The organism is Inquilinus sp. CA228, from assembly GCF_052078665.1.
GTDB lineage: Bacteria > Pseudomonadota > Alphaproteobacteria > DSM-16000 > Inquilinaceae > Inquilinus.
Window position 1 is genome coordinate 14,691 of record NZ_JBQJIK010000003.1, and the last position, 19,577, is coordinate 34,267.

A 19,577-nucleotide genomic window follows, 5' to 3' on the forward strand; every position below is an offset into this window, starting at 1 on the left:
CCGGCTCCGGATGACCTGGTGGAACGGGCCCCTCGCGGGGCCCGTTTCGATTCCGGCGGGCACATCGCGAAGGGATTGACAAAAAAAGTTGTCAAGGGTGGAATGGATCCATGCTGGACGTGGATGTCATCGACGACCCGGCGGCCGCCATGGCCGCGCTCGAACCGGTCCGCAACCGCCTGCTGGCCGAGCTGGGCGAGCCGGCCTCGGCCGCCGGGCTGGCCGCACGGCTCGGGATTCCGCGGCAGAAGGTGAACTACCATCTGCGCGCGCTGGAGGCGCATCGGCTGGTCCGCGAGGCGGAGACGCGGCGCTGGGGCGGGCTGACCGAGCGGCTCTACGTGGCCACCGCGACCTCCTACATCGTCTCGCCGCAGGCGCTCGGGCCGGTCGCCGCCGATCCCGCGCGCACCTCCGACCGGCTGTCGGCCAGCTATCTGATCGCGCTGGCCGCCCGCGTCGTTCGGGAGGTCAGCGGCCTGTGGCGGGCCGCCATCAACGCCGAGAAGCGGTTGGCCACCCTGTCGATCGACACCGAGATCCGCTTCGCGTCGCCGGCCGACCGGGCCGCCTTCACCCAGGAGCTGACGGCGTCGATCGCCGCCCTGGCGGCGCGCTACCACAACGCGTCGGCGCCCGGGGGGCGGAACCATCGCCTGGTTTTGGTGGCCTATCCCAAGCCCGCCGACCCAACGGAAAAGGAGCAGACATGCCACTGAAGACCGATGCAAAGCGGCGCTGGGTCGAGCTCGACGTGCTGCTGCCGGGAACGCCGGAGCAGGTGTGGCAGGCGATCGCCACCGGCCCGGGCCTCAGCGCCTGGTTCACCGCCACGCAGGTCGAGGAGCGGGTCGGCGGTGCCATCCGCTTCGAGTTCGGCGAGGGCATGGCCTCCGCCGGCACCGTCACCGCCTGGGAGCCGCCCTTCCGCTTCGCCTATGAGGAGACCGGCTGGAACGGCGAAGCGCCGCCGGTGGCGACGGAATGCGTCATCATCAGCCGGTCCGGCGATGCCTGCGTGCTGCGGCTCGTCCACACCCTGTTCACCACCGACGGCAGCTGGGATGACGAGCTGGAAGGCTTCGAATCCGGCTGGCCGGGCTTCTTCGTGATCCTGCAGATCTACCTGGCGCGCTTCGCCGGCCTGCCGGCCGCGCCGGCCCGGGCCATGGCCATGCATCCGGGCCCCGACCTAGCGGCCTGGACCGACCTGGCCCGCCGGTTCGGCTTTACCGGCGTCAATGTGGGCGAGCGGTGGAGCACGCCGGCCGGCGTCCCGGCGCTGGCCGGAACCGTGGAGCGGGTGCAGCAGAATGCCAAGTCGCGCGAGGTGACGGTGGCGCTGGACCAGCCGGCGCCCGGCATCGCCCTGATCGGGATCCATGGCTGGCAAGGCCGGGCCCGGGTGGCGGCCAGCGTGTTCTTCTACGGCGACCGCACCGCCGACACCGCCGCCAAGTTCGAGGCCGAGCTGCGCCGCTGGGCCCAGGAGACCTATCCGGACAAAAAAGGGGAATAGCCATGCCCGTGAAGAAGGACGAGACCGGCCGCCGCACCGTCCAGGTCGAGGTCGAGGTGCCGGGCACGCCGGAGGAGGTGTGGCATGCCATCGCCACCGGCCCCGGCGTGACCTCCTGGTTCGTGCCGACCCGGATGGAGGAGCGGGTGGGCGGCACGGTTACCGCCAATTTCGGGCCGGGGATGGATTCGCTGGCGACCATCACCGCCTGGGATCCGCCACATCGCTTCACCGCCGACAGCCGCGACGACATGGGGCCGGGCAGCCCGACCATCGCCACCGAATGGACCGTCGAGGCGAAGTCCGGCGGCACCTGCGTCGTCCGGGTGGTGCATGCCTGGTTCGCCGACAGCGACGACTGGGACGGCCAGTTCGGGGCGTTCGAGAGCGGTTGGCCGGCCTTCTTCCGCATCCTGCGGCTGTACCTCGCCCATTTCCGCGGCCAGAGCGGCGTCAATCTCCAGCTGATGGGCGTGGCGTCGGAACCGACGGTCGAGGCGGCCTGGGCGGCGCTGGCCGGGCGGCTCGGCATCGCCGGCGCCGGGCCGGGGCAGCGGGTGCAATCGGCAGCGGATGCACCGGCTTTGGCCGGGCAGGTCGAGCGTATCGGCCCGGACGAGCATCCGGAGCTGCTGCTGCGGCTTGACGCGCCGGCACCCGGCATCGCCCATCTCTTCGCCCTGCCGATGGGTGGGCAGGTCTATCTGCCGATCCGCCTCTATCTGTTCGGCGACCAAGCGGCGGCCGTCGCCGCGCGGGAGGAGCCGGCGTGGCAGGCCTGGATGGCCCGCCACTTCCCGATGCCGCCGGGCTGAGGCCGGCGCTTCAGCCGGCCTCGCGATCCAGCAGGGCGCGCTTGCGGGCCACGCCCCAGCGGTAGCCGGACAGGTCGCCGTCGGAGCGGACCACGCGATGGCAGGGGATGGCGACCGCCAGGTCGTTGGCGGCGCAGGCCTGGGCCACCGCGCGCACCGCCTTCGGACGGTCGATCCGCCGGGCAATCTCGGCGTAGCTGGCGGTGCTGCCGGCCGGGATGCTGCGCAGCGCCTGCCACACCTTCTGCTGGAAGGCGGTGCCGCGGATGTCGAGCGGCAGGTCCAGCATCGCCTCCCCATTGGCGGCCGACGGCGCCTCGACGAAGCCGACCACCCGGGCCACCAGCTGCTCGAACTCCGCGTCGCCGCCGACCAGCCGGGCCTTGGGGAAGCGGTCCTGCAGCTCCTCAAGCAGCACCTGCGGGTCGTCGCCGAACTGGATGGCGACGATGCCCTTCTCGGTCGCCGCCACCAGGATGGCGCCGAGATGGCATTGCCCGATGGCGAAGCGGATCTCGGCCCCGGTGCCGCCGTCGCGGAAAGCGGTCGGGGTCATGCCCAGCCGCTGCGGCGCCGCGGCGTAGAAGCGGCCGTTGGAGTTGAAGCCGGCGCCGTAGATCGCCTCGGTGACGGTCTCGGTCTGCTCGAGCTCGTCGCGCATGCGGTCGGCGCGATGGGCGTCGGCATAGGCCTTGGGGGTGACGCCGGTGACCGACTTGAACATGCGGTGGAAATGGAACCGGCTCAGCCCTGCCGCCTCGGCCAGCTCGTCCAGGCTGGGCATCTCCTCGGCGGTCTCGATCTTGCGGCAGGCCGCGACCACCAGGGCGGTCTGGCGCTCGGCCAGAGAGATCTCGTTCGGCTTGCAGCGCTTGCAGGGGCGGAAGCCGGCGCGCTCGGCCGCGGCGCCGTCGGCATGGAAGCCGGCATTCTCGCGCCGCGGATGGCGCGAGGCGCAGTTCGGCCGGCAATAGATCCCGGTGGTGCGGACGGCGAAGACGAAGGCGCCGCTGGCGGCGCGGTCGCGGCGCAGCACGGCGGCCCAGCGGGCCTCGTCATTGACGAAGACCGGGGTGGGGACGGGGGGCGGGGGAATGAAGCCCATGGTTCGCTCCTGTTCGACGGTGGGATCGACAGGTCCCGTTGATATGGGGATGCCGATCGTCCCCTCGAAGATGGCTGGCTGCGCTTCCGTCGGCACTCCGGCCCTTGCTCTCAAATTCCGGGCCTGGCGGCGACCCGGTTCTTGCGATGCCGGGCTTGCGATCGAATTCGGCGGCAACAAGCGGAGCGCGGGGCGGGGGCCGTGCACGGATGCTGGGGCTCCCGTCTCCCTTCCGCGAGCCCTCGATGTCCGCCACCGCCCCGCTTCCCGCCGCGTTCCGCCGCCTGGCCTGGTCCAATCTGGCCGCGCAGTCGGCGGAGCAGATCGGCCTCGCCGCCGCGCCGATCGTCGCCGTGCTCGCGCTCGGCGCCGGGGCCGGTGGCACCGGCCTGCTGCAGACCGTGCAGACGCTGCCCTTCCTGCTGCTGTCCCTCCCGGCCGGCCTCCTGGCCGACCGGTCGTCGCGCCGCCGGATGATGGCGGCGGCGGAGGCGTTGCGGGCGGTCTCGCTCTTCGCCGTGCTGTTGCTCCTCTCGACCGGCGGCCTCAGCCTCGGCCTGCTGGCGGCGCTCGGCTTCCTCGGCGCCGCCGGCACCGTGGCCTACAGCGTGGCGGCGCCGTCGCTGGTGCCGGACCTGGTGCCGCGGGCGGCGCTGCCGGCCGCGAACGGGCGGATCGAGCTGGCGCGCAGCGCCGCCTTCGCCGCCGGCCCGGCCGTGGCCGGCGCGCGGGTGGCCTGGACTGGCGCCGGCCTGGCCTTCGCCGCAGCGGCGGCCGTGTCGGTCCTGGCCGCGAACCTGCTCGCCGGCATCCGCGAGCCGCAGCGGCCGGCGCCGCCGCGCCGCCACGCCCTGCAGGACCTGCGCGAAGGGGCCGCTTTCGTCCTGACCCATCCGCTGCTGCGGCCGGTGCTGCTGACCGCGGTGTTCTTCAACCTCGGCTGGTTCGTGCTGCAGGCGATCTACGTGCCCTATGCGGTCGACCATCTCGGCCTCGGCGCGTCCTCCGTCGGCGCCACGCTGGCGGTGTACGGCATCGGCATGGTGCTGGCCGCGCTGGCGGCGCCGCGGATCGCCCGGCGGATGCCATTCGGGGCGATGCTGTTGGTCGGCCCGTTCTCCGGCCTCGCCGGCGCGCTGCTGATGCTGCTGACCGTCTGGCTGCCCTTCGCCCCGATCGCCGGGCTGGCCTTCTTCCTGTTCGGCGCCGGGCCGATGCTGTGGGTGATCGCCTCGACCACCCTGCGCCAGGCGGTGACTCCGCCGGCGATGCTGGGCCGGGTCTCGGCGATCATCACCATGGCCACCTTCGGCTCCCGCCCGCTCGGCGCCGCGATCGGCGGCCTGGTCGGCGACAGCCACGGCGCCGCCGCCTGCCTGGCCGTCGCCGTGATCGGCTTCGTCATCCAGGCCCTGGTCATCGCCGGCTCGCCGGTGCCGCGCCTCGCCGCGCTGCCGGCGGAGTAGAGCGGAATCGCGTGGGCAGCCCCTTGCCGTCGGCCGCGAGGTTCGCTCGAGGCTCGTCGGATCGGGGCTGCCCCTGCCGGGTATCGGTTATGATTCCGTCGCTCGGCTCAGCACCGGAGTGATGTCGATCGAGACCGGCTGCGCCGGCAGCGGATGGGGGGTCTCGCCGGGGACCGACAGGTCCAGCTTCTTGAGATCGACCTGCATGATGGTGGGATTGTCGTAGGTGCGGAAGTTGAAGACCTTCTGCGTCAGCGCTTTGAGGACGATCCACTGGGTGTAATCGTATTCGGGCGCCTTGCCCTCCTTCGGCCGCGAGGCGCTGGTGCCTTTCGGGATGTCGACGGTGTTGAGCAGGTGCAATGCCAGGTTGCACGCCTCTTCGCCGGTCTTCGGCCGCTCGGCGAAGTGCTTCTGGAAGACGGTGCGGATGAAGCGGGAGGGTGGGGTCGAATCCCCGGGGAGCCCCCGCATGCCGCTGCCATGTCCCGTCTGCTTGAACCGCTTCAGGCCGATCTCGATGGGCTCGGCGTCGGTGTTGGACAGACCGACATAGTTTTCGATGTTGGTGATCTGCCAGGGGAAGGGCGGGTCGTTGGTCAGCACCGCGACCGGGTTGTCGTGGATCTGGATCTCGCCGTCGATGAACTCGATGACGATGCTCCGGCCGGCCTCGTCATGGATCGGGAAATGCAGCGGCATCTCCTTCTCGAGCACCAGGTCCCCCCAGACCTCGACCTCGCCTCGGTTCAGCCTGTCCTTGACCTCGTCGACAGTGGCGCAGGTGCCCAGCACCCAACTGGTGAAGAGGTCGACGACCAGGGCCTTGGACGGGTTGGACACCGTGCGCTGGTAGCGCGTGCCGGGCAGCCACAGGGCGCCGATGCTGAGCCCCACCTCGTTCATGCCGTCGGTGATGATCTTTTTGCCATAGGCGTTCATGCCGACATAGCCGTATCGGGCCGTCCAGCGCAGCCCGTCCTTGAGATCGGGCGTCGGGCTCATTTTCTCCGTGCCCCTGCCGCCGATCAGGAGTTCGGATTTGAGGTCCGATCCGAACTCCATGCTGCGCCCGTTGACGACGCTGGCATCGCCGGCCAGCAGCAGAAAATCCGTGCACATAACCTGCCTCCTCGGGTGGGGATCCCGCCCGACCGGCGAAATCAGCCGGCCGGCATGCTTCCGTGCCAGGGACGGGACCCGGGTGACGCTGGGTTCAAAAGGGACGCGGCGGCGACGCTTCCGGGCCAACCGCCCATCGCCGTCCGACCGAGGTCAGGATGACATCTGTCTGCCTGGGCCGGTAGGTCCAGATGGCTGTCATCGCTGGGTCCAGATCCATAAAATCCAAGCTTGTGAACGCCAGCCGGTCTGGAGGACAAAAAGCCGACAGCTGCACATTTGGCAGCCATCGAGGGCGCGGAAGGGTGATTGCAGCTATGTCGAGGGGCGGGCGCCTTTCCACGGCGCTGGTGGTGGCCGGGGCAAGACAGAGCCTTCGGCCGCAAGTGACCGCGGGGCGGCCGCCGGTTCTACAGGCCTCGCCAAGACAGCCGACCGATCGAGGCCGGCGGTCGGCTCCGCGCGCCTAGCTCTTCTTGTCGGTCGCCGGCGCCGGGGTCTGCGGGATCTGCGTCTGGCCGGCCTGGATCTGGCTCTGTTCGCCTTTGGCGTCGGCCTGGGCGCTGTAGGGGCAGGCGAAGGCAGGTGACGCGATCAGCAGCGCTGCGGCAGCAAGGGCAAGGAGCTTCATCTCGGCCTCCCGTTCCTGCGCCGGAGCGTCGGATCGAGGATCCGGACTGCGGCGCAATGGCATAAGGGATCGATCCGAATCATCGTACTCGTCTGCGCCGGATCTGGAAAGCCGCTGTCCGGAGTCGGGCTCACGCCCGCTGCTTCTGCCGGGCCTGCTGCAGATAGGGCGCCAGGTACTGGCCGGTGTAGCTGCGCTTGGTGCGCACCACGTCCTCCGGCGTGCCGGCGGCGATGATCTCGCCGCCGCCGTCGCCGCCCTCGGGGCCGATGTCGACGATCCAGTCGGCGGTCTTGATCACCTCGAGATTGTGCTCGATCACGATCACCGTGTTGCCCTGGTCGACCAGCTCGTGCAGCACCTCGAGCAGCTTGCGCACATCGTGGAAATGCAGGCCGGTGGTCGGCTCGTCCAGGATGTAGACGGTCTTGCCGGTGGCCCGGCGCGACAGCTCCTTGGCCAGCTTGACCCGCTGCGCCTCGCCGCCCGACAGGGTGGTCGCGGCCTGGCCGATCTTGACGTAGTCGAGGCCGACCCGGTGCAGCGTCTCCATCTTGTCGCGGATCGAGGGCACGGCGCGGAAGAACTCCGCCCCTTCCTCGACCGTCATGTCCAGCACCTCGGCGATCGACTTGTCGCGGTACAGCACCTCCAGCGTCTCACGGTTGTAGCGATGGCCCTTGCAGACGTCGCATTGGACGTAGACGTCGGGCAGGAAGTGCATCTCGATCTTGATCACGCCGTCGCCCTGGCAGGCCTCGCAGCGGCCGCCCTTGACGTTGAACGAGAAGCGGCCGGGGCCGTAGCCGCGGGCCTTCGCCTCCGGCAGCCCGGCGAACCAGTCACGGATCGGCGTGAAGGCGCCGGTGTAGGTGGCCGGGTTCGACCGCGGCGTGCGGCCGATCGGCGATTGGTCGATGTCGATGATCTTGTCGAGGAACTGGACGCCCTCGATCGTGTCATGCGGTCCCGGGTGCTCATGCGCGCCCATCAGCTGCCGGGCCAGCGCCTTGTACAGGGTCTCGATCACCAGGGTCGACTTGCCGCCGCCGGACACGCCGGTGATGCAGGTGAAGGTGCCCAGCGGCACCTCCATGGTGACATTTTTGAGGTTGTTGCCGCGGGCGCCGACCACCTTCAGCACCTGACCCTTGTGGCCGGGGCGGCGAGTCACCGGCACCTCGATCCGCTTGGCGCCGGTCAGGTACTGGGCGGTGATGCTGTCGGGCGTCCGCAACACCTCCTCGGGCGTGCCATGCGCCACCACCACGCCGCCATGCACGCCGGCGCCCGGGCCCATGTCGACCAGATAGTCGGCGGCGCGGATCGCGTCCTCGTCATGCTCGACCACCAGCACGGTGTTGCCGAGGTCGCGCAGCCGCTTCAGCGTGCCCAGCAGCCGCTCGTTGTCGCGCTGGTGCAGCCCGATCGACGGCTCGTCGAGGACGTACAGCACGCCGGTCAGGCCGGAGCCGATCTGCGAGGCCAGGCGGATGCGCTGGCTCTCGCCGCCCGACAGCGAGCCCGAGCCGCGCGCGAGGGTGAGATAGGTCAGGCCGACGGCGCTGAGGAAGGTCAGCCGCTCGTTGATCTCCTTCAGGATGCGGTAGGCGATCTCCTGGTCCTTGACCGACAGCTTGGCGTTCAGCGCCGCGAACCACTGCCCGGCCTCGGCGATCGACTTTTCCGCCACCTGGCTGACATGCAGCCCGTCGATCTTCACTGCCAGCGCCTCGGGCTTGAGGCGGGCGCCGCCGCAGGTCTCGCAGGGCCGGGTGCCCTGGTACTTGCCCAGCTCCTCCCGGGTCCAGGCGCTGTCGGTCTCGCGGAACCGGCGCTCCATGTTCGGGATCAGCCCTTCGAACGGCTTCTCGGTCTTGTAGGTGCGCAGCCCGTCATCGTAGCGGAAGGTGATCGAGTCCTTGCCGGAGCCGTACAGGATCGCATTGCGCACCTGCTCCGGCAGGTCGCGCCAGGGCGTGGTGGTGCTGACGCCGTAATGGGCGGCGATCGCCTCCAGCGTCTGGTGATAGTATTTCGAGGACGAGCCCTCCCACGGCGCCACCGCGCCCTTGGCCAGGGTCCGGCTCTCGTCCGGCACCACCAGCTCCGGGTCGAACACCAGCTTGGCGCCCAGCCCGTCGCAGGCCGGGCAGGCGCCATGCGGGCTGTTGAAGGAGAACAGCCGCGGCTCGATCTCCGGGATGGTGAAGCCGGAGACCGGGCAGGCGAATTTCGACGAGAACAGCGTGCGGTCGCCGCTGTCGGCGTTCTCGGCGATGGCCAGGCCCTCGGCCAGGCCCAGCGCGGTCTCGATCGAATCGGCCAGGCGGTTGCCCAGGTCGTCGCGCACCACCAGCCGATCGACCACCACCTCGATGTCGTGCTTCAGCTTCTTGTTCAGCGCCGGCACGTCCTCGATCTCGTAGAGGGTGCCGTCGACCTTGACGCGCTGGAAGCCGCGGGCCCGCAGCTCCTGCAGCTCCTTGCGGTACTCGCCCTTGCGGCCGCGCACGATCGGGGCCAGCAGGTACAGGCGGGTGCCGTCGCCCATCGCCATCACCCGGTCGACCATCTGGCTGACCGTCTGGCTCTCGATCGGCAGGCCGGTGGCCGGGGAGTAGGGCACGCCGATGCGGGCGAACAGCAGCCGCATATAGTCGTAGATCTCGGTCACCGTGCCGACGGTCGACCGCGGGTTGCGGCTGGTCGTCTTCTGCTCGATCGAGATCGCCGGCGACAGGCCCTCGATCGAATCGACGTCCGGCTTCTGCATCAGCTCGAGGAACTGGCGGGCATAGGCCGACAGGCTCTCGACATAGCGGCGCTGGCCTTCGGCATAGATGGTGTCGAAGGCGAGGGAGGATTTGCCCGAGCCGCTGAGGCCGGTGATCACGATCAGCTGGTCGCGCGGCAGATCGACGTCGACATTCTTCAGATTGTGCTCGCGCGCGCCGCGGACGCTGATGAACTTGTGCATCGCCAGGATCACTCATGCGGGAAAGGCGTCCCCGGATTCCGGGCACACCGATGTGCAATATGGGGCGGGCGAAGCCCGAAAGCGACTCCGGCCCGGCTGTCGGATCGCTGCAGGGCCTGCGCCGCGTTCCGGCCCACAGCGAGTCCGATGTCGGGACTCGAACATATCGGGAACGTTGCGGTCAAGCGGAAAGCAAGATAGGATGCCCGTCCAAAGCCTTCCAGGGGCGAAACCCCAAGGCCTTCGGTGCGAGATTTCATGATCCATCGGGTTGGCTTGGTCGCGCTTCTGCTGCTGCTGTCGTGGGCCGGCGATTCGATGGCCGCGACGCTCGACTGCGGCGACGCCGGCAAGCGGCTGTGGAGCCGCAGCGACCCCCAGGTCAATCTCAGCCACATCTTCTGCGGCGAGATCGGGCGCAACGGCGACCCCAAGGGGTTCCACTCCCGCGCCGCCGGCCTGCCGACCGGCGCGGTCGACCGGGTGGAGGAGACCGCCCATCGCGGCAACGAGGTCTATGACGCGGCCGTGATCTTCAGCAACGGTCGGCGCAAGCGGTCGACCTTCTATCCCGACGACTGCTCGGCCGAGGCGATCCTGCGCTCGGTGCTCTACGCCTGGCGCAACCAGACCGGCGAGCATCCGGCCTGGGGCGTGCTCGGCCCCTCTGCGCCGGACGGCGGCAGCCAGGGGGACGGCTATTGCCGCGATGACCGCGGCCGGCCCTTCGAGATCCGCATCGGCACGATCCAGCGTCGCGGCCAGGATGCGGTCAACACCGCGTTCCCGAACTGAGAGGCCGCGATGAAGGGGAAGCAGAGCATGATCGAGGTCACCCGCGACGCCGAGGGGCGGCCCCGCGTCGTGCCCGGCACCGCGGCGCCGATCCTGGCCGACTTCCTCGAGACCGATCTGCGCGGCGATACGGCCTGGGCCGCCAGGGTGGCGGAGCGCCTGGGCGAGGCCGGGGAGGGGGGAGAGCCGATCACCGGTAACCTCTATGCGCTGGAGATCCGCGGTGCCCAGTCGGTGCTGCGCAACATCCACGACGCCAAGGTGCCGGCGCTGGTGCTGCCGACAAGGGATCTGGCGGCGGCGGTCGGCGCCTGGCTGGCGGCTTTGCGCAAGCCCGGCCGCGCGGCTCGGTCGCGGCGGAAGGAATGAGCCTGGCGGGGGCTCAAACGTGATTGGAATCAGGGGACCATCCGTCTAGGGTCCGCCGCTAACACGTATGGAGTGAGGTCTGGATCATGGCTGGCAGCGTCAACAAGGTCATTCTCATCGGCAATCTCGGCCGCGATCCGGAAATCCGGGCTTTCCAGAATGGCGGGCGCGTGGCGAATTTCTCGGTCGCGACGTCGGAGAACTGGAAGGACCGCACCACCGGCGAGCGCAAGGAGCGCACCGAATGGCACCGCGTCGCGGTGTTCAACGACGCGCTGGTCGGGGTGATCGAGCGATTCCTGAAGAAGGGCTCGAAAGTCTATATCGAAGGCCAGCTCGAGACCCGGAAATTCAACGACCAGAGCGGCGCTGAGCGCACCATCACCGAGGTGGTGCTGCGTCCGTTCCGCGGCGAGCTAACCATGCTCGACGGCCGTGAGGGCGGTGGCGGCGGCGGTGGCGGCGGCGGAGGCGGCGGTTTCGAGGACGAAGGCGGCGCGGGCGGCGGCTATGGTGGCGGTGGTGGCGGCGGCCGGTCCTCGGGCGGCGGTTCGCCCGGCGGGGGCTCCTCCGGCGGCGGCTCCTCCGGCGGCGGCTCCTCGGGCGGCGGCCGCGGCCCGATGGCGGATGATCTCGACGACGAGATCCCGTTCTGACGCCAGCGGCGATGGACGACCGCGGGATGCGGGGCCGGGCGCCGCGCATCCTGCTGATCAATCCCAACACCAACCGCGCCACCACCGCGATGATGGTTGCGCTCGCCCAGGCCGAGGCCGGCGATGCGATGATCGTCGAGGGCGCGACGGCTGCGTCCGGCGTGCCGATGATCCTCGACGAGGCCGCGCTTGCCGCCTCGGCGGAGCAGGTCGTCGCGATCGGAGCCGGGGCTGCCGCAATGGCGGGGATGATCGTGGCGGCGTTCGGCGATCCCGGGCTGGAGATGCTGCGCGGCAGCGTGGCGGTTCCGGTGGTCGGGCTCTGCGAGGCAGGGATGCTGGAGGCCGCGGCCGGCGGGCGCCGCTTCGGCGTCGCGACCACGACCCCGGCACTTGCCGCCGCGATCGATGCCAAGGCCCGGGCCCTGGGGCTCGGCCCGCTCTACACCGGCATCCGCGTGACGCCCGGCGACCCGACCGCGCTGGTCGGCGACCCGGAACGGCTGGAGCGGGCGCTGGCCGATGCGGTGGCCCTGGCGATCGAGCGGGACGAGGCCGAGGCGGTGGTGATCGGCGGCGGTCCGCTCGGCCGCGCCGCCAGCGCCCTGGAAAGACGGTTCGCGGTCCCGGTCATCGGCCCGGTTCCCGCCGCCATTCGCCGTCTGGCCCGGCTGCTGCAGGAGCGGTGACGCCGCTCAGGCGGTGAGCCGCACGCAGCGGGCCCAATGTCCCGGTGCCAGGTCGACCGGCGCGGGCTCCGCGGCGGCGCAGGTGTCGGCGAAGCGCTGGCAGCGCGGCCCGAAGGCGCAGCCCGGCGGCGGGGCGCTGAGGTCCGGCGGCGCACCCGGGATCGCGTCCAGTCGGCCGCCCTTCGCCAAAGCATGACTGGTTCGGGTGGCCAGCAGGCCTCGGGTGTAGGGGTGCGCCGCCTCGCGGATCACCGCGGCGCAGGGCCCGGTCTCGACGATACGGCCGGCATACATCACCGCGATCCGGTCGGCGACCTCGACCGCCACGCCGATGTCGTGCGTCACGAAGATGATGGCGAGGCCGAATTCGCGCTGTAGCTCGCGCAACAGCAGCAGCACCTGGATCTGCACGGTGGCGTCGAGCGCGGTGGTCGGCTCGTCGGCCAGCAGCACCTTGGGCCGGCAGGCGAGGGCCAGCGCGATCATGGCGCGCTGGCGCATGCCGCCCGACATCTCGTGCGGATAGTTGTCCAGCCGCCGCTCCGGCGACGGGATGCGCACGCGCTCGAACAGCGCCAGCGCCCGGCGCCGGCCTTCGGCGCGGGAGACGCGCTCGTGCCGGACCACCGCCTCGGCGATCTGGTCGCCGATCCGGTACACCGGGTCGAAGGCGAGGCCCGGGTCCTGGAACACCATGGAGGCGATGCGGCCGCGATAGGCGGACAGCTCGGCCGCCGACAGGCCGAGGACATCCCGCCCGTCCACCGTGACCGTGCCGCCGATCCGCGCGGTCTTCGGGTGCAGGCGCAGCAGCGTCCGCAGGGTGACGCTCTTGCCCGAGCCGGATTCGCCGAGCAGGGCGACGGTCTCGCCCGGGACCAGGCTGAGGTCGACCCCGGCGACCGCCCGCACCTTTCCGCCGGCGGCGGCGAAGTCCACGGTCAGGTTCTTCACGTCGACGATGGGTGCTGCGGTCATGCGGCGGCGCTTTGCGGATGGCCGGAGGCCGGATCGGCGAGGTGGCAGGCCGCCCGATGCGCGCCGCCGACGGCGTGCAACGCCGGCTCGATCCGGGAGCAGGGGGCGGCGGCGGCGCGGCAGCGTGGGTGGAAGCGGCAGCCGGGCGGCGGATCGATCGGGTTCGGCGGGTCGCCGGACAGCGGCGCCTCCTCGGTGCGCCGGTCCGGGTCCATCGACGGCATCGAGGCCAGCAGCGCCTCGGTATAGGGATGGCGCGGGGTCTCGAAGATCGACTCCGCCGCGCCGACCTCGGCGACCTTGCCGAGATACATCACCATCACCCGGTCGCAGATCAGGCGCACCGTGTGCAGGTCGTGCGAGATGAACATGTAGGTCAGGCCGAACTCGTCCTTCAGGTCGAGCAGCAGGTTCAGCACCTGCGCCTCGACCGATTTGTCGAGCGCCGACACCGCCTCGTCGAGGATCAGCAGGCGGGGGCTCAGCGCCAGCGCCCGGGCGATGTTGACGCGCTGGCGCTGGCCGCCGGACAGCTCGTGCGGATAGCGCCCGGCGAAGCGGATCGGGTCGATCCCGACCCGGTGCAGAAGATCCTGGGCCTGGGCGCGGGCCGCCCGGGCGCCGAGGCCCTGGATCCGCGGGCCGAAGGCGATGGTGTCGAGCGCCGTCAGCCGCGGGTTGAGCGAGGCGTAGCTGTCCTGGAACACCATCTGGGCCTGCCGGCGGAAGGCGGCGAGCCCCAGCGCCGCCGACCCGACCTCCTCGCCGTCGAACAGGATGGCGCCGGCATCCGGGCGGATGATCCGCATGATCAGCCGCGCCGTGGTCGACTTGCCGCAGCCCGACTCCCCGACGATGCCCAGCGTCTCGCCCTTGGCGATGTCGAAATCGACGCCGTCGACCGCGCGCACGATGGCGCCGCCCTTGCTCAGAAATCCTGCTTTTTGGCCGAAATGCTTCACCAGGCCGCGCACGGACAGCAGCGGCGTCCCCGGCCCGCCACGGTCGCGCGGATCCGGGGCGCTCACGACTTCACCTCCATGGCCGTGCGCAGCCCGTCGGAGAACAGGTTGAAGGAGATCGAGGTGAGAAAGATCATCGCGCCCGGCAAGGCCGCGACCAGCGGCTGGGAATAGATCGCCGTGCGCAGGGTGTTCAGCATCAGGCCCCATTCCGGCTCCGGCGGCTTGACCCCGAGGCCGAGGAAGGACAGCCCCGAGGACAGGATCATCGACACGCTGATCAGGCTGGTGGCGTAGATGAAGATCGGCCCCAGCACGTTGCCGAGCACATGGACCCGGATGATGGTGACTGGGCCGGTGCCGGACAGGCGGGCGGCCTCGACATAGTCGCGGCTGCGGATCTGGGTGGTGACGCTCTCCGCCACCCGGGCGATCTGCGGCACGAACACCACGGTCAGCGACACGATCGCGTTCAGGATGCCGGCGCCGAGCGCGCCCGACAGCGCGATCGCCAGCAGCACCGACGGGAAGGCGAAGAACACGTCGATGACGCGCATCACCAGCGTGTTGATCCGGCCGCCGACATAGCCGGCGGCGATGCCGATGCCGGACCCCAGGACGAAGGCGAACAGCACCGGCGTCACCCCCAGGAACAGCGACAGCCGGCCGCCATAGATCAGCCGGGTCAGCATGTCGCGGCCGAGCTCGTCCGACCCCAGCGGGTAGCCGGGGAAGCCGATCGGCTTCAGCCGGCGGGCCATGGTGCCCTTGATCGGATCGGCCGGGGCGATCCAGGGCGCCAGCACCGCCGCCAGGACGATCGCGACGATCACGGCGAGGGCGATCACGGCGACCGGGTCGCGCATCAGCCGCCGCCCGACATTCGCCCAGTAGCCGCGCCGCGCGGGGCTCCGGGGCATGGCTTCGGCGATCGCCGTCATCGGTCAGCCCCGCTGGATGCGCGGGTCGAGCGCGGTCTGCAGCACATCGACCAGGAGGTTGAGGAACACGAAGATCAGGGCCAGCACCAGGATGGTGCCCTGCAGCAGCGGCAGGTCGCGCTGGAAGATCGCGGCGTTGAGCAGGAAGCCGGTGCCCGGCCAGGCGAACACCGTCTCGATCAGGATCGAGCCGCCGAGCAGATAGCCGAGCTGCAGCCCCATCACCGCCAGGGCGGTCGGCGCGGCGTTGCGCACCACATGGGCCAGCACGCTGCGCTCGCCCAGGCCCTTGGCGCGCAACGCCTGGACGAACTCCTGGTTGAGGATGTCGCCGACCATCGCCCGCACCGTGCGGGCGATGATGCCCATCGGGATCACCGACATGGTGACGGCCGGCAGGATCAGGTAGCGGAGATGGTCGAGGTCGGGCCACCAGTTGCCGGAGCCGTCCGGCCCGGCGCCGGTCGGCGGCAGCCAGCCGAGCGTGGCCGAGAACACGATCACCAGCACGATGCCGAGCCAGTAGTGCGGCACGCTGACCCCGAAGACGGAGAGGGCGGAGGCGGCCTTGTCCAGCGCGCTGCCGCGGAAATAGCCTGCGACGAAGCCGAAGAAGGTGCCGAAGGTGAAGCCGATCAGGGTGGCGGCGGCGGCGAGGATCAGGGAATTTCCCACTGCCCGCCCGACCTCCGACGCCACCGGCCGGCCGGTCGCGATCGATCGGCCGAGATCGCCCTGCGCCACCTTCCACAGCCACAGCCCGTACTGCACCGGCAGCGGCCGGTCGAAGCCGTAGGCGGCCCGCATCTCGGCCTGCTGATCGGCGGTCGCATCGATCGGCATCACCGCGGTCAGCGGATCGCCCGGCGCCAGATGGACGAGCAGGAAGCACACCAGGCTGACGCCGAGCGCCACCGGCAGGACGTACAGCAGCCGTCGCAGGACGTAGAGGAGCATCGCTCGGTCCCCGTCGGCGTCAGGGTTCCATGGTGATCGGCGAGAAGTCCTGGAACCAGTTCTGGGCCTGGACGAAGCCCTTCACCTTGCTGCTCATGGCCCGGGCGTTGACGTCATGCGCCACCATCAGGAACAGGGCGTCGTTCACGTATTTCTCGTGGATCTTCTGCAGCACCTTGGCCTGTTCGGCCGGATCGAAGGTCTGGCGCACCTGGTCGAACAGCGCGTCCATCTCCGGGTCGCAATAGGCGCCCCAGTTGGTGCCGGCCGGCGCCACCAGGTTGCACTGCAGGTGCCGGATGAAGCCGGTGAAGGGATCCTGGATGAAATAGGAGTAGTTCATGCCGGTGGCGCCGCGGGCGCTCGGGTCCTTGGCGCCGGCCCGCCAGATGTTAATCAGTTGGTTCCACTCCACCACCTCGAACTCGACCTGGATGCCGATCTCCGCCAGGTTCTGCTGGATGAACTCGTTCATCGGCAGCGGCTGCATCTGGCCCGAGCCGGAGGAGGAGATCAGGATCTTGGTCGCGAGCGGATGGTCCGGGCCGTAGCCGGCTTCGGCCATCAGCGCCTTGGCCGCCTCGGGGTCGTATTTCAGCTCGAAGCTGGGATGGCCGAACCAGGGATGGCCCGGCGGCAGGAAGCCCTGGGCCGGGATCATCAGGCCGGACAGCATCTCCGTCATGCCGTCGCGGTCGATCGCCAGGTTGGCGGCCTTGCGGATGCGGATGTCGTTCCAGGGCGAGCCCTCGACCCGCGACAGATGCCAGGTCCAGTTGTGCGGATAGGCGTTGGTGACGATCTGGAAGCCGGCGCCCTTGAGCGATTCCACCGCGTCCGGCGCCGGCGCCTCGATCCAGTCGACCTGGCCGGAGCGCAGGGCCGCGATCCGGGCATTGGCTTCGGGCAGGGGCAGCAGCACCAGCTTATCGAGCTTCGGCACCCGGGCCTCGTCCCAATAGTCGGGGTTCGGCACCAGCTCGGCCCGCTCCCGCGGCATGAAGGCGGTGAGCTTCCACGGGCCGGTGCCGGACGGGGTCTTGGCGAAGGCCTCCCAGCTGCGCCCGACCTTCTCCCACTGGGCGGGCGAGGACATCATGATCCAGGCCAGCTGATAGGGCAGGGTGGCGTCCGGCACCTTGGTGACGATCTCGACGGTCTGGGGATCGACCACGCGGTAGGACGCGACTGACGGGATGCGCGACTTGCCCTGCGCCGCCTGGCGCTGGTCGTATTGCGGGCTGTCGGTCTTAAGCAGCTTGTCGAGGTTCCACACCACCGAATCGGCGGTGAAGTCGGAGCTATCTTGGAACTTGACGCCCTGCCGCAGCTTGAACAGCCACTTGGTCTTGGTCGGATCGCCGGGGTCCAGGCCCCAGGACGTGGCGAGGCCGGGAGTCAATTCCGATGGCCCGGTTGCGCTCGACAGGTCCCAGTTGATCAGCGCGTCATAGACCGTATAGCCCATGAAGCGCATGCCCTCGCCGCCGTTGTCCGTCTGTCCCGTGGTCAGCGGGATGTCGGACGCGGTCATGCCGATGCGCAGGGTGCCTTGCGCCTGGGCGCCGCCGCAGGCCGTGACGGCGAGCATGGCCGCCACGGCCGCCTTGAGGGTGAAATTTCGCATGTCGCTGCCGGCTCCCGATTGTCGTCGGGCAGCGCACACGCAAGCTGCGGGCCAGACTCGCCGACGGGCTGTCGGCGCCGGCGATGCCGGTCCGATCTGCCCGGATTGGATGCAATCAGCGGGTCAGATTGGATACATTCTATGCGGGGCGGTTACCCGAGCGCCTCCAGCGGCTCCCGCCGCATATTGTCCGGCGGAGTGCGGCGCCCCCCGGGCTGGGCGGCCCAGGACGCGGCGTTGGCGATCACCTTCTGCACCTCGGCGTTGTGATAGCTCGGGAAGGTCTCGTGCCCCGGGCGGAAGTAGAAGATCCGGCCGTAGCCGCGGCGGTAGCTCAGGCCGCTGCGGAACACCTCGCCGCCCTTGAACCAGCTGACGAAGACCAGCTCGTCCGGCTCCGGCACGTCGAAGAACTCGCCATACATCTCCTCCTGCGGGATCTCGATGCAGCGGTCGAGCCCGGCCGCGATCGGATGCGCCGGGGCGGTGACCCAGATCCGCTCGGTCTCGCCCGCCTTGCCGTGCACCCGCCAGTTGACGCTGCAGCTGGTGCCCATCAGCCGGCGGAAGATCTTCGAGTAGTGGCCGGAATGCAGCACGATCAGGCCCAGCCCGCCCATGACGTGGCGGCGCACCCGCTCGACCACGGCGTCCGACACCTCCTCATGCGCCTTGTGGCCCCACCACAGCAGCACGTCGGTGCCGTTCAGCACCTCGTCGGTCAGCCCGTGCTCGGGCTGGTCCAGCGTCGCGGTCGCGACCGGGAAGCCGCGCTGGCGCAGCGGGTCGGCGATCGCCTCGTGGATGCCGTCGGGATAGATCGCCGAGACCTCGGGGTTCTGCAGCTCGTGCCGGTACTCGTTCCAGACCAGCAGGCGGGGAAGGGCCATGTCGCTTGTCTCCGGGATTGCGCGGTCAGGGCAGGATTTCGGACAGCGACACCCATGTGCCGTCCTGGGCGCCCGACCGCATGCAGGCGAAGCTGGTGGCGAGGGAGTGGATGTTGTCCTCGCCCGAGGTGAAGTAGCGCGGCGGCTTGCCGCGCACAGCGGCGGCGAAGGCGTTCAGCGTGCCGGCCCGGTCGATCAGCGCCAGCGGCTTCATCGGCAGGTCCTTGGTCGACCCGTCCGGCTTGCGCAGCACCACCTTGTCGGCGATGTCGCCGCCCATGCCGCGGGCCTGCCACACCAGTTCGCCCTCCTCGCATTCGACCGACCATTCGCCGGTCCAGGTGGTCGGCGTGCCGCGCGACACCCAGGAGCCGTTATAGGACACCATCAGCCCGCTCTCGAGCGCCAGCAGCGCATGCGCCGCGGCGTGGTCCTTGAACGGGCTGTCCGGTGTGTTCCAGCTGCGGCAGGCGACCCGCTGCACATTCTCGCCGAAGATCATGCGCATCAGGTCGAAATGGTGGATCGCCATGTCCAGCAGCAGTGGGCCCGGGATGTCGTGGTAGCGGTGCCCGGTCACCTTCCAGTTCTGCCGGAAGTCGATCAGCGCCGACAGCGGCCGGCCATAGGTGCCGTCGCGCACCAGGTCGGCCACCGTCTGCACCGCTGCCATGTAACGGTAGTTCTGGCTGACCATCAGCAGCCGGTCGACCCGCTTGGCCAGGGCGATCAGCTCCTGCGCCTCCTCCAGCGTCGAGGTGAAGGGCTTCTCGACCAGCACATGCTTGCCGGCCTTGAGCGCCGCCTCGCTGACGCTCTTGTGCCCGGCGGTCGGCAGCACCGCCAGCACCGCCTCGGCCTTGACGGCGGCGATGGCGGCGTCGAGGCTGGGGAAGCACTTGTCCTCGGCCAGGCCGAGCGTCTCCTGGGCCCGCTTCAGCACCTCCGGACTGGCGTCGACGAAGCCGACGACGTCGACCGCCTTGACCTGCGGCAGGATGGTGTGGGCCCAGTTCATGCCCCAGCCGCCCAGGCCGACCTGGATGACCTTGACCGACATTCCGTTTCCCTCTTG

Annotated in this window: 19 protein-coding genes; 8 read left to right on the forward strand and 11 right to left on the reverse strand. The window is 70.1% G+C overall.

Going from position 1 to position 19,577, the window contains the following annotated elements; translation table 11 throughout:
• Positions 1-110: 110 nt before the first annotated feature.
• The 3 genes from ACTOWL_RS01790 to ACTOWL_RS01800 are packed head-to-tail and all read left to right on the forward strand — an operon-like array spanning position 111 to position 2,334.
• Positions 111-719 (forward strand): helix-turn-helix domain-containing protein, encoded by a 609-nt coding sequence (locus tag ACTOWL_RS01790; RefSeq protein ID WP_441319469.1) that lies wholly within the window; start codon positions 111-113, stop codon positions 717-719.
• The gene (locus tag ACTOWL_RS01795) at positions 710-1,519 is read left to right on the forward strand and encodes an SRPBCC family protein (protein ID WP_441319470.1); all 810 of its coding nucleotides are present in this window, start codon (positions 710-712) and stop codon (positions 1,517-1,519) included. Before ACTOWL_RS01790 ends, ACTOWL_RS01795 begins: the two co-directional genes overlap by 10 nt.
• A gap of 2 nt (positions 1,520-1,521) precedes the next feature.
• Complete coding sequence (locus ACTOWL_RS01800) at positions 1,522-2,334, forward strand: SRPBCC family protein (RefSeq protein WP_441319471.1); 813 nt, start codon at positions 1,522-1,524, stop codon at positions 2,332-2,334.
• Positions 2,335-2,344: 10 nt separating this feature from the next.
• On the opposite strand, the gene ada is transcribed toward ACTOWL_RS01800, so the two are convergent.
• The gene (ada, locus tag ACTOWL_RS01805; protein ID WP_441319472.1) at positions 2,345-3,439 is read right to left on the reverse strand and encodes a bifunctional DNA-binding transcriptional regulator/O6-methylguanine-DNA methyltransferase Ada; all 1,095 of its coding nucleotides are present in this window, start codon (positions 3,437-3,439) and stop codon (positions 2,345-2,347) included.
• Between the two features lie 245 nt (positions 3,440-3,684).
• On the opposite strand from ada, the gene ACTOWL_RS01810 reads away from it, so the two are divergent.
• Positions 3,685-4,905: an MFS transporter gene (locus ACTOWL_RS01810; protein WP_441319473.1), complete on the forward strand. Its 1,221-nt coding sequence runs from the start codon at positions 3,685-3,687 to the stop codon at positions 4,903-4,905.
• A gap of 87 nt (positions 4,906-4,992) precedes the next feature.
• Here the strand turns inward: ACTOWL_RS01810 and ACTOWL_RS01815 are convergent, their stop codons facing one another.
• From ACTOWL_RS01815 to uvrA, 3 genes are all read right to left on the reverse strand, one after another.
• Entirely contained in the window at positions 4,993-6,027 is a 1,035-nt protein-coding gene (locus ACTOWL_RS01815) for a linear amide C-N hydrolase (protein ID WP_441319474.1), read from the reverse strand.
• A gap of 466 nt (positions 6,028-6,493) precedes the next feature.
• A complete protein-coding gene (locus ACTOWL_RS01820) occupies positions 6,494-6,658 on the reverse strand; it encodes a hypothetical protein (protein ID WP_441319475.1) in 165 nt (54 codons plus the stop codon).
• 130 nt (positions 6,659-6,788) lie between these two features.
• Positions 6,789-9,638: an excinuclease ABC subunit UvrA gene (uvrA, locus tag ACTOWL_RS01825; RefSeq protein ID WP_441319476.1), complete on the reverse strand. Its 2,850-nt coding sequence runs from the start codon at positions 9,636-9,638 to the stop codon at positions 6,789-6,791.
• Between the two features lie 258 nt (positions 9,639-9,896).
• On the opposite strand from uvrA, the gene ACTOWL_RS01830 reads away from it, so the two are divergent.
• From ACTOWL_RS01830 to ACTOWL_RS01845, 4 genes are all read left to right on the forward strand, one after another.
• Positions 9,897-10,433, forward strand: coding sequence for an EndoU domain-containing protein (locus tag ACTOWL_RS01830; protein ID WP_441319477.1), 537 nt, complete (start codon positions 9,897-9,899; stop codon positions 10,431-10,433).
• A gap of 9 nt (positions 10,434-10,442) precedes the next feature.
• On the forward strand, positions 10,443-10,802 hold the full coding sequence (locus ACTOWL_RS01835; RefSeq protein ID WP_441319478.1) for a hypothetical protein: 360 nt from the start codon (positions 10,443-10,445) through the stop codon (positions 10,800-10,802).
• A gap of 86 nt (positions 10,803-10,888) precedes the next feature.
• Positions 10,889-11,458 carry a single-stranded DNA-binding protein gene (gene ssb / locus ACTOWL_RS01840; RefSeq protein WP_441319479.1) on the forward strand — a complete coding sequence of 190 codons (570 nt, stop codon included), beginning with the start codon at positions 10,889-10,891 and terminating at the stop codon, positions 11,456-11,458.
• An 11-nt stretch (positions 11,459-11,469) separates the two neighbouring features.
• Positions 11,470-12,147, forward strand: coding sequence for an aspartate/glutamate racemase family protein (locus ACTOWL_RS01845; RefSeq protein ID WP_441319480.1), 678 nt, complete (start codon positions 11,470-11,472; stop codon positions 12,145-12,147).
• Positions 12,148-12,153: 6 nt separating this feature from the next.
• Here ACTOWL_RS01845 and ACTOWL_RS01850 read toward each other — a convergent pair whose 3' ends face one another.
• The 7 genes from ACTOWL_RS01850 to ACTOWL_RS01880 all read right to left on the reverse strand — a co-directional run bounded on the left by ACTOWL_RS01850 (position 12,154) and on the right by ACTOWL_RS01880 (position 19,562).
• Complete coding sequence (locus tag ACTOWL_RS01850) at positions 12,154-13,125, reverse strand: ABC transporter ATP-binding protein (RefSeq protein WP_441319481.1); 972 nt, start codon at positions 13,123-13,125, stop codon at positions 12,154-12,156.
• Complete coding sequence (locus ACTOWL_RS01855) at positions 13,122-14,153, reverse strand: ABC transporter ATP-binding protein (protein ID WP_441319482.1); 1,032 nt, start codon at positions 14,151-14,153, stop codon at positions 13,122-13,124. Before ACTOWL_RS01855 ends, ACTOWL_RS01850 begins: the two co-directional genes overlap by 4 nt.
• On the reverse strand, positions 14,150-15,007 hold the full coding sequence (locus ACTOWL_RS01860; RefSeq protein WP_441319483.1) for an ABC transporter permease: 858 nt from the start codon (positions 15,005-15,007) through the stop codon (positions 14,150-14,152). Before ACTOWL_RS01860 ends, ACTOWL_RS01855 begins: the two co-directional genes overlap by 4 nt.
• A 24-nt stretch (positions 15,008-15,031) precedes the next feature.
• Positions 15,032-15,985, reverse strand: coding sequence for an ABC transporter permease (locus ACTOWL_RS01865; RefSeq protein WP_441319484.1), 954 nt, complete (start codon positions 15,983-15,985; stop codon positions 15,032-15,034).
• 19 nt (positions 15,986-16,004) lie between these two features.
• On the reverse strand, positions 16,005-17,612 hold the full coding sequence (locus ACTOWL_RS01870; RefSeq protein WP_441319485.1) for an ABC transporter substrate-binding protein: 1,608 nt from the start codon (positions 17,610-17,612) through the stop codon (positions 16,005-16,007).
• A 152-nt stretch (positions 17,613-17,764) separates the two neighbouring features.
• On the reverse strand, positions 17,765-18,502 hold the full coding sequence (locus ACTOWL_RS01875; RefSeq protein WP_441319486.1) for a ThuA domain-containing protein: 738 nt from the start codon (positions 18,500-18,502) through the stop codon (positions 17,765-17,767).
• A gap of 25 nt (positions 18,503-18,527) precedes the next feature.
• Positions 18,528-19,562, reverse strand: coding sequence for a Gfo/Idh/MocA family protein (locus tag ACTOWL_RS01880; protein WP_441319487.1), 1,035 nt, complete (start codon positions 19,560-19,562; stop codon positions 18,528-18,530).
• Between the last annotated feature and the right edge of the window lie 15 nt (positions 19,563-19,577).

Excerpts from the sequence above, each read along its gene's own strand:
- ACTOWL_RS01860 (WP_441319483.1), bottom strand. The coding sequence starts at position 15,007 with ATGCCCCGGAGCCCCGCGCGGCGCGGCTACTGGGCGAATGTCGGGCGG.
- ACTOWL_RS01880 (WP_441319487.1), bottom strand. The coding sequence starts at position 19,562 with ATGTCGGTCAAGGTCATCCAGGTCGGCCTGGGCGGCTGGGGCATGAAC.
- ACTOWL_RS01835 (WP_441319478.1), top strand. The coding sequence starts at position 10,443 with ATGAAGGGGAAGCAGAGCATGATCGAGGTCACCCGCGACGCCGAGGGG.
- ssb (WP_441319479.1), top strand. The coding sequence starts at position 10,889 with ATGGCTGGCAGCGTCAACAAGGTCATTCTCATCGGCAATCTCGGCCGC.
- ACTOWL_RS01845 (WP_441319480.1), top strand. The coding sequence starts at position 11,470 with ATGGACGACCGCGGGATGCGGGGCCGGGCGCCGCGCATCCTGCTGATC.
- ACTOWL_RS01830 (WP_441319477.1), top strand. The coding sequence starts at position 9,897 with ATGATCCATCGGGTTGGCTTGGTCGCGCTTCTGCTGCTGCTGTCGTGG.
- ACTOWL_RS01865 (WP_441319484.1), bottom strand. The coding sequence starts at position 15,985 with ATGCTCCTCTACGTCCTGCGACGGCTGCTGTACGTCCTGCCGGTGGCG.
- ACTOWL_RS01800 (WP_441319471.1), top strand. The coding sequence starts at position 1,522 with ATGCCCGTGAAGAAGGACGAGACCGGCCGCCGCACCGTCCAGGTCGAG.
- ACTOWL_RS01795 (WP_441319470.1), top strand. The coding sequence starts at position 710 with ATGCCACTGAAGACCGATGCAAAGCGGCGCTGGGTCGAGCTCGACGTG.
- ACTOWL_RS01870 (WP_441319485.1), bottom strand. The coding sequence starts at position 17,612 with ATGCGAAATTTCACCCTCAAGGCGGCCGTGGCGGCCATGCTCGCCGTC.
- ACTOWL_RS01790 (WP_441319469.1), top strand. The coding sequence starts at position 111 with ATGCTGGACGTGGATGTCATCGACGACCCGGCGGCCGCCATGGCCGCG.
- ada (WP_441319472.1), bottom strand. The coding sequence starts at position 3,439 with ATGGGCTTCATTCCCCCGCCCCCCGTCCCCACCCCGGTCTTCGTCAAT.
- ACTOWL_RS01850 (WP_441319481.1), bottom strand. The coding sequence starts at position 13,125 with ATGACCGCAGCACCCATCGTCGACGTGAAGAACCTGACCGTGGACTTC.
- ACTOWL_RS01815 (WP_441319474.1), bottom strand. The coding sequence starts at position 6,027 with ATGTGCACGGATTTTCTGCTGCTGGCCGGCGATGCCAGCGTCGTCAAC.
- ACTOWL_RS01820 (WP_441319475.1), bottom strand. The coding sequence starts at position 6,658 with ATGAAGCTCCTTGCCCTTGCTGCCGCAGCGCTGCTGATCGCGTCACCT.
- uvrA (WP_441319476.1), bottom strand. The coding sequence starts at position 9,638 with ATGCACAAGTTCATCAGCGTCCGCGGCGCGCGCGAGCACAATCTGAAG.
- ACTOWL_RS01810 (WP_441319473.1), top strand. The coding sequence starts at position 3,685 with ATGTCCGCCACCGCCCCGCTTCCCGCCGCGTTCCGCCGCCTGGCCTGG.
- ACTOWL_RS01875 (WP_441319486.1), bottom strand. The coding sequence starts at position 18,502 with ATGGCCCTTCCCCGCCTGCTGGTCTGGAACGAGTACCGGCACGAGCTG.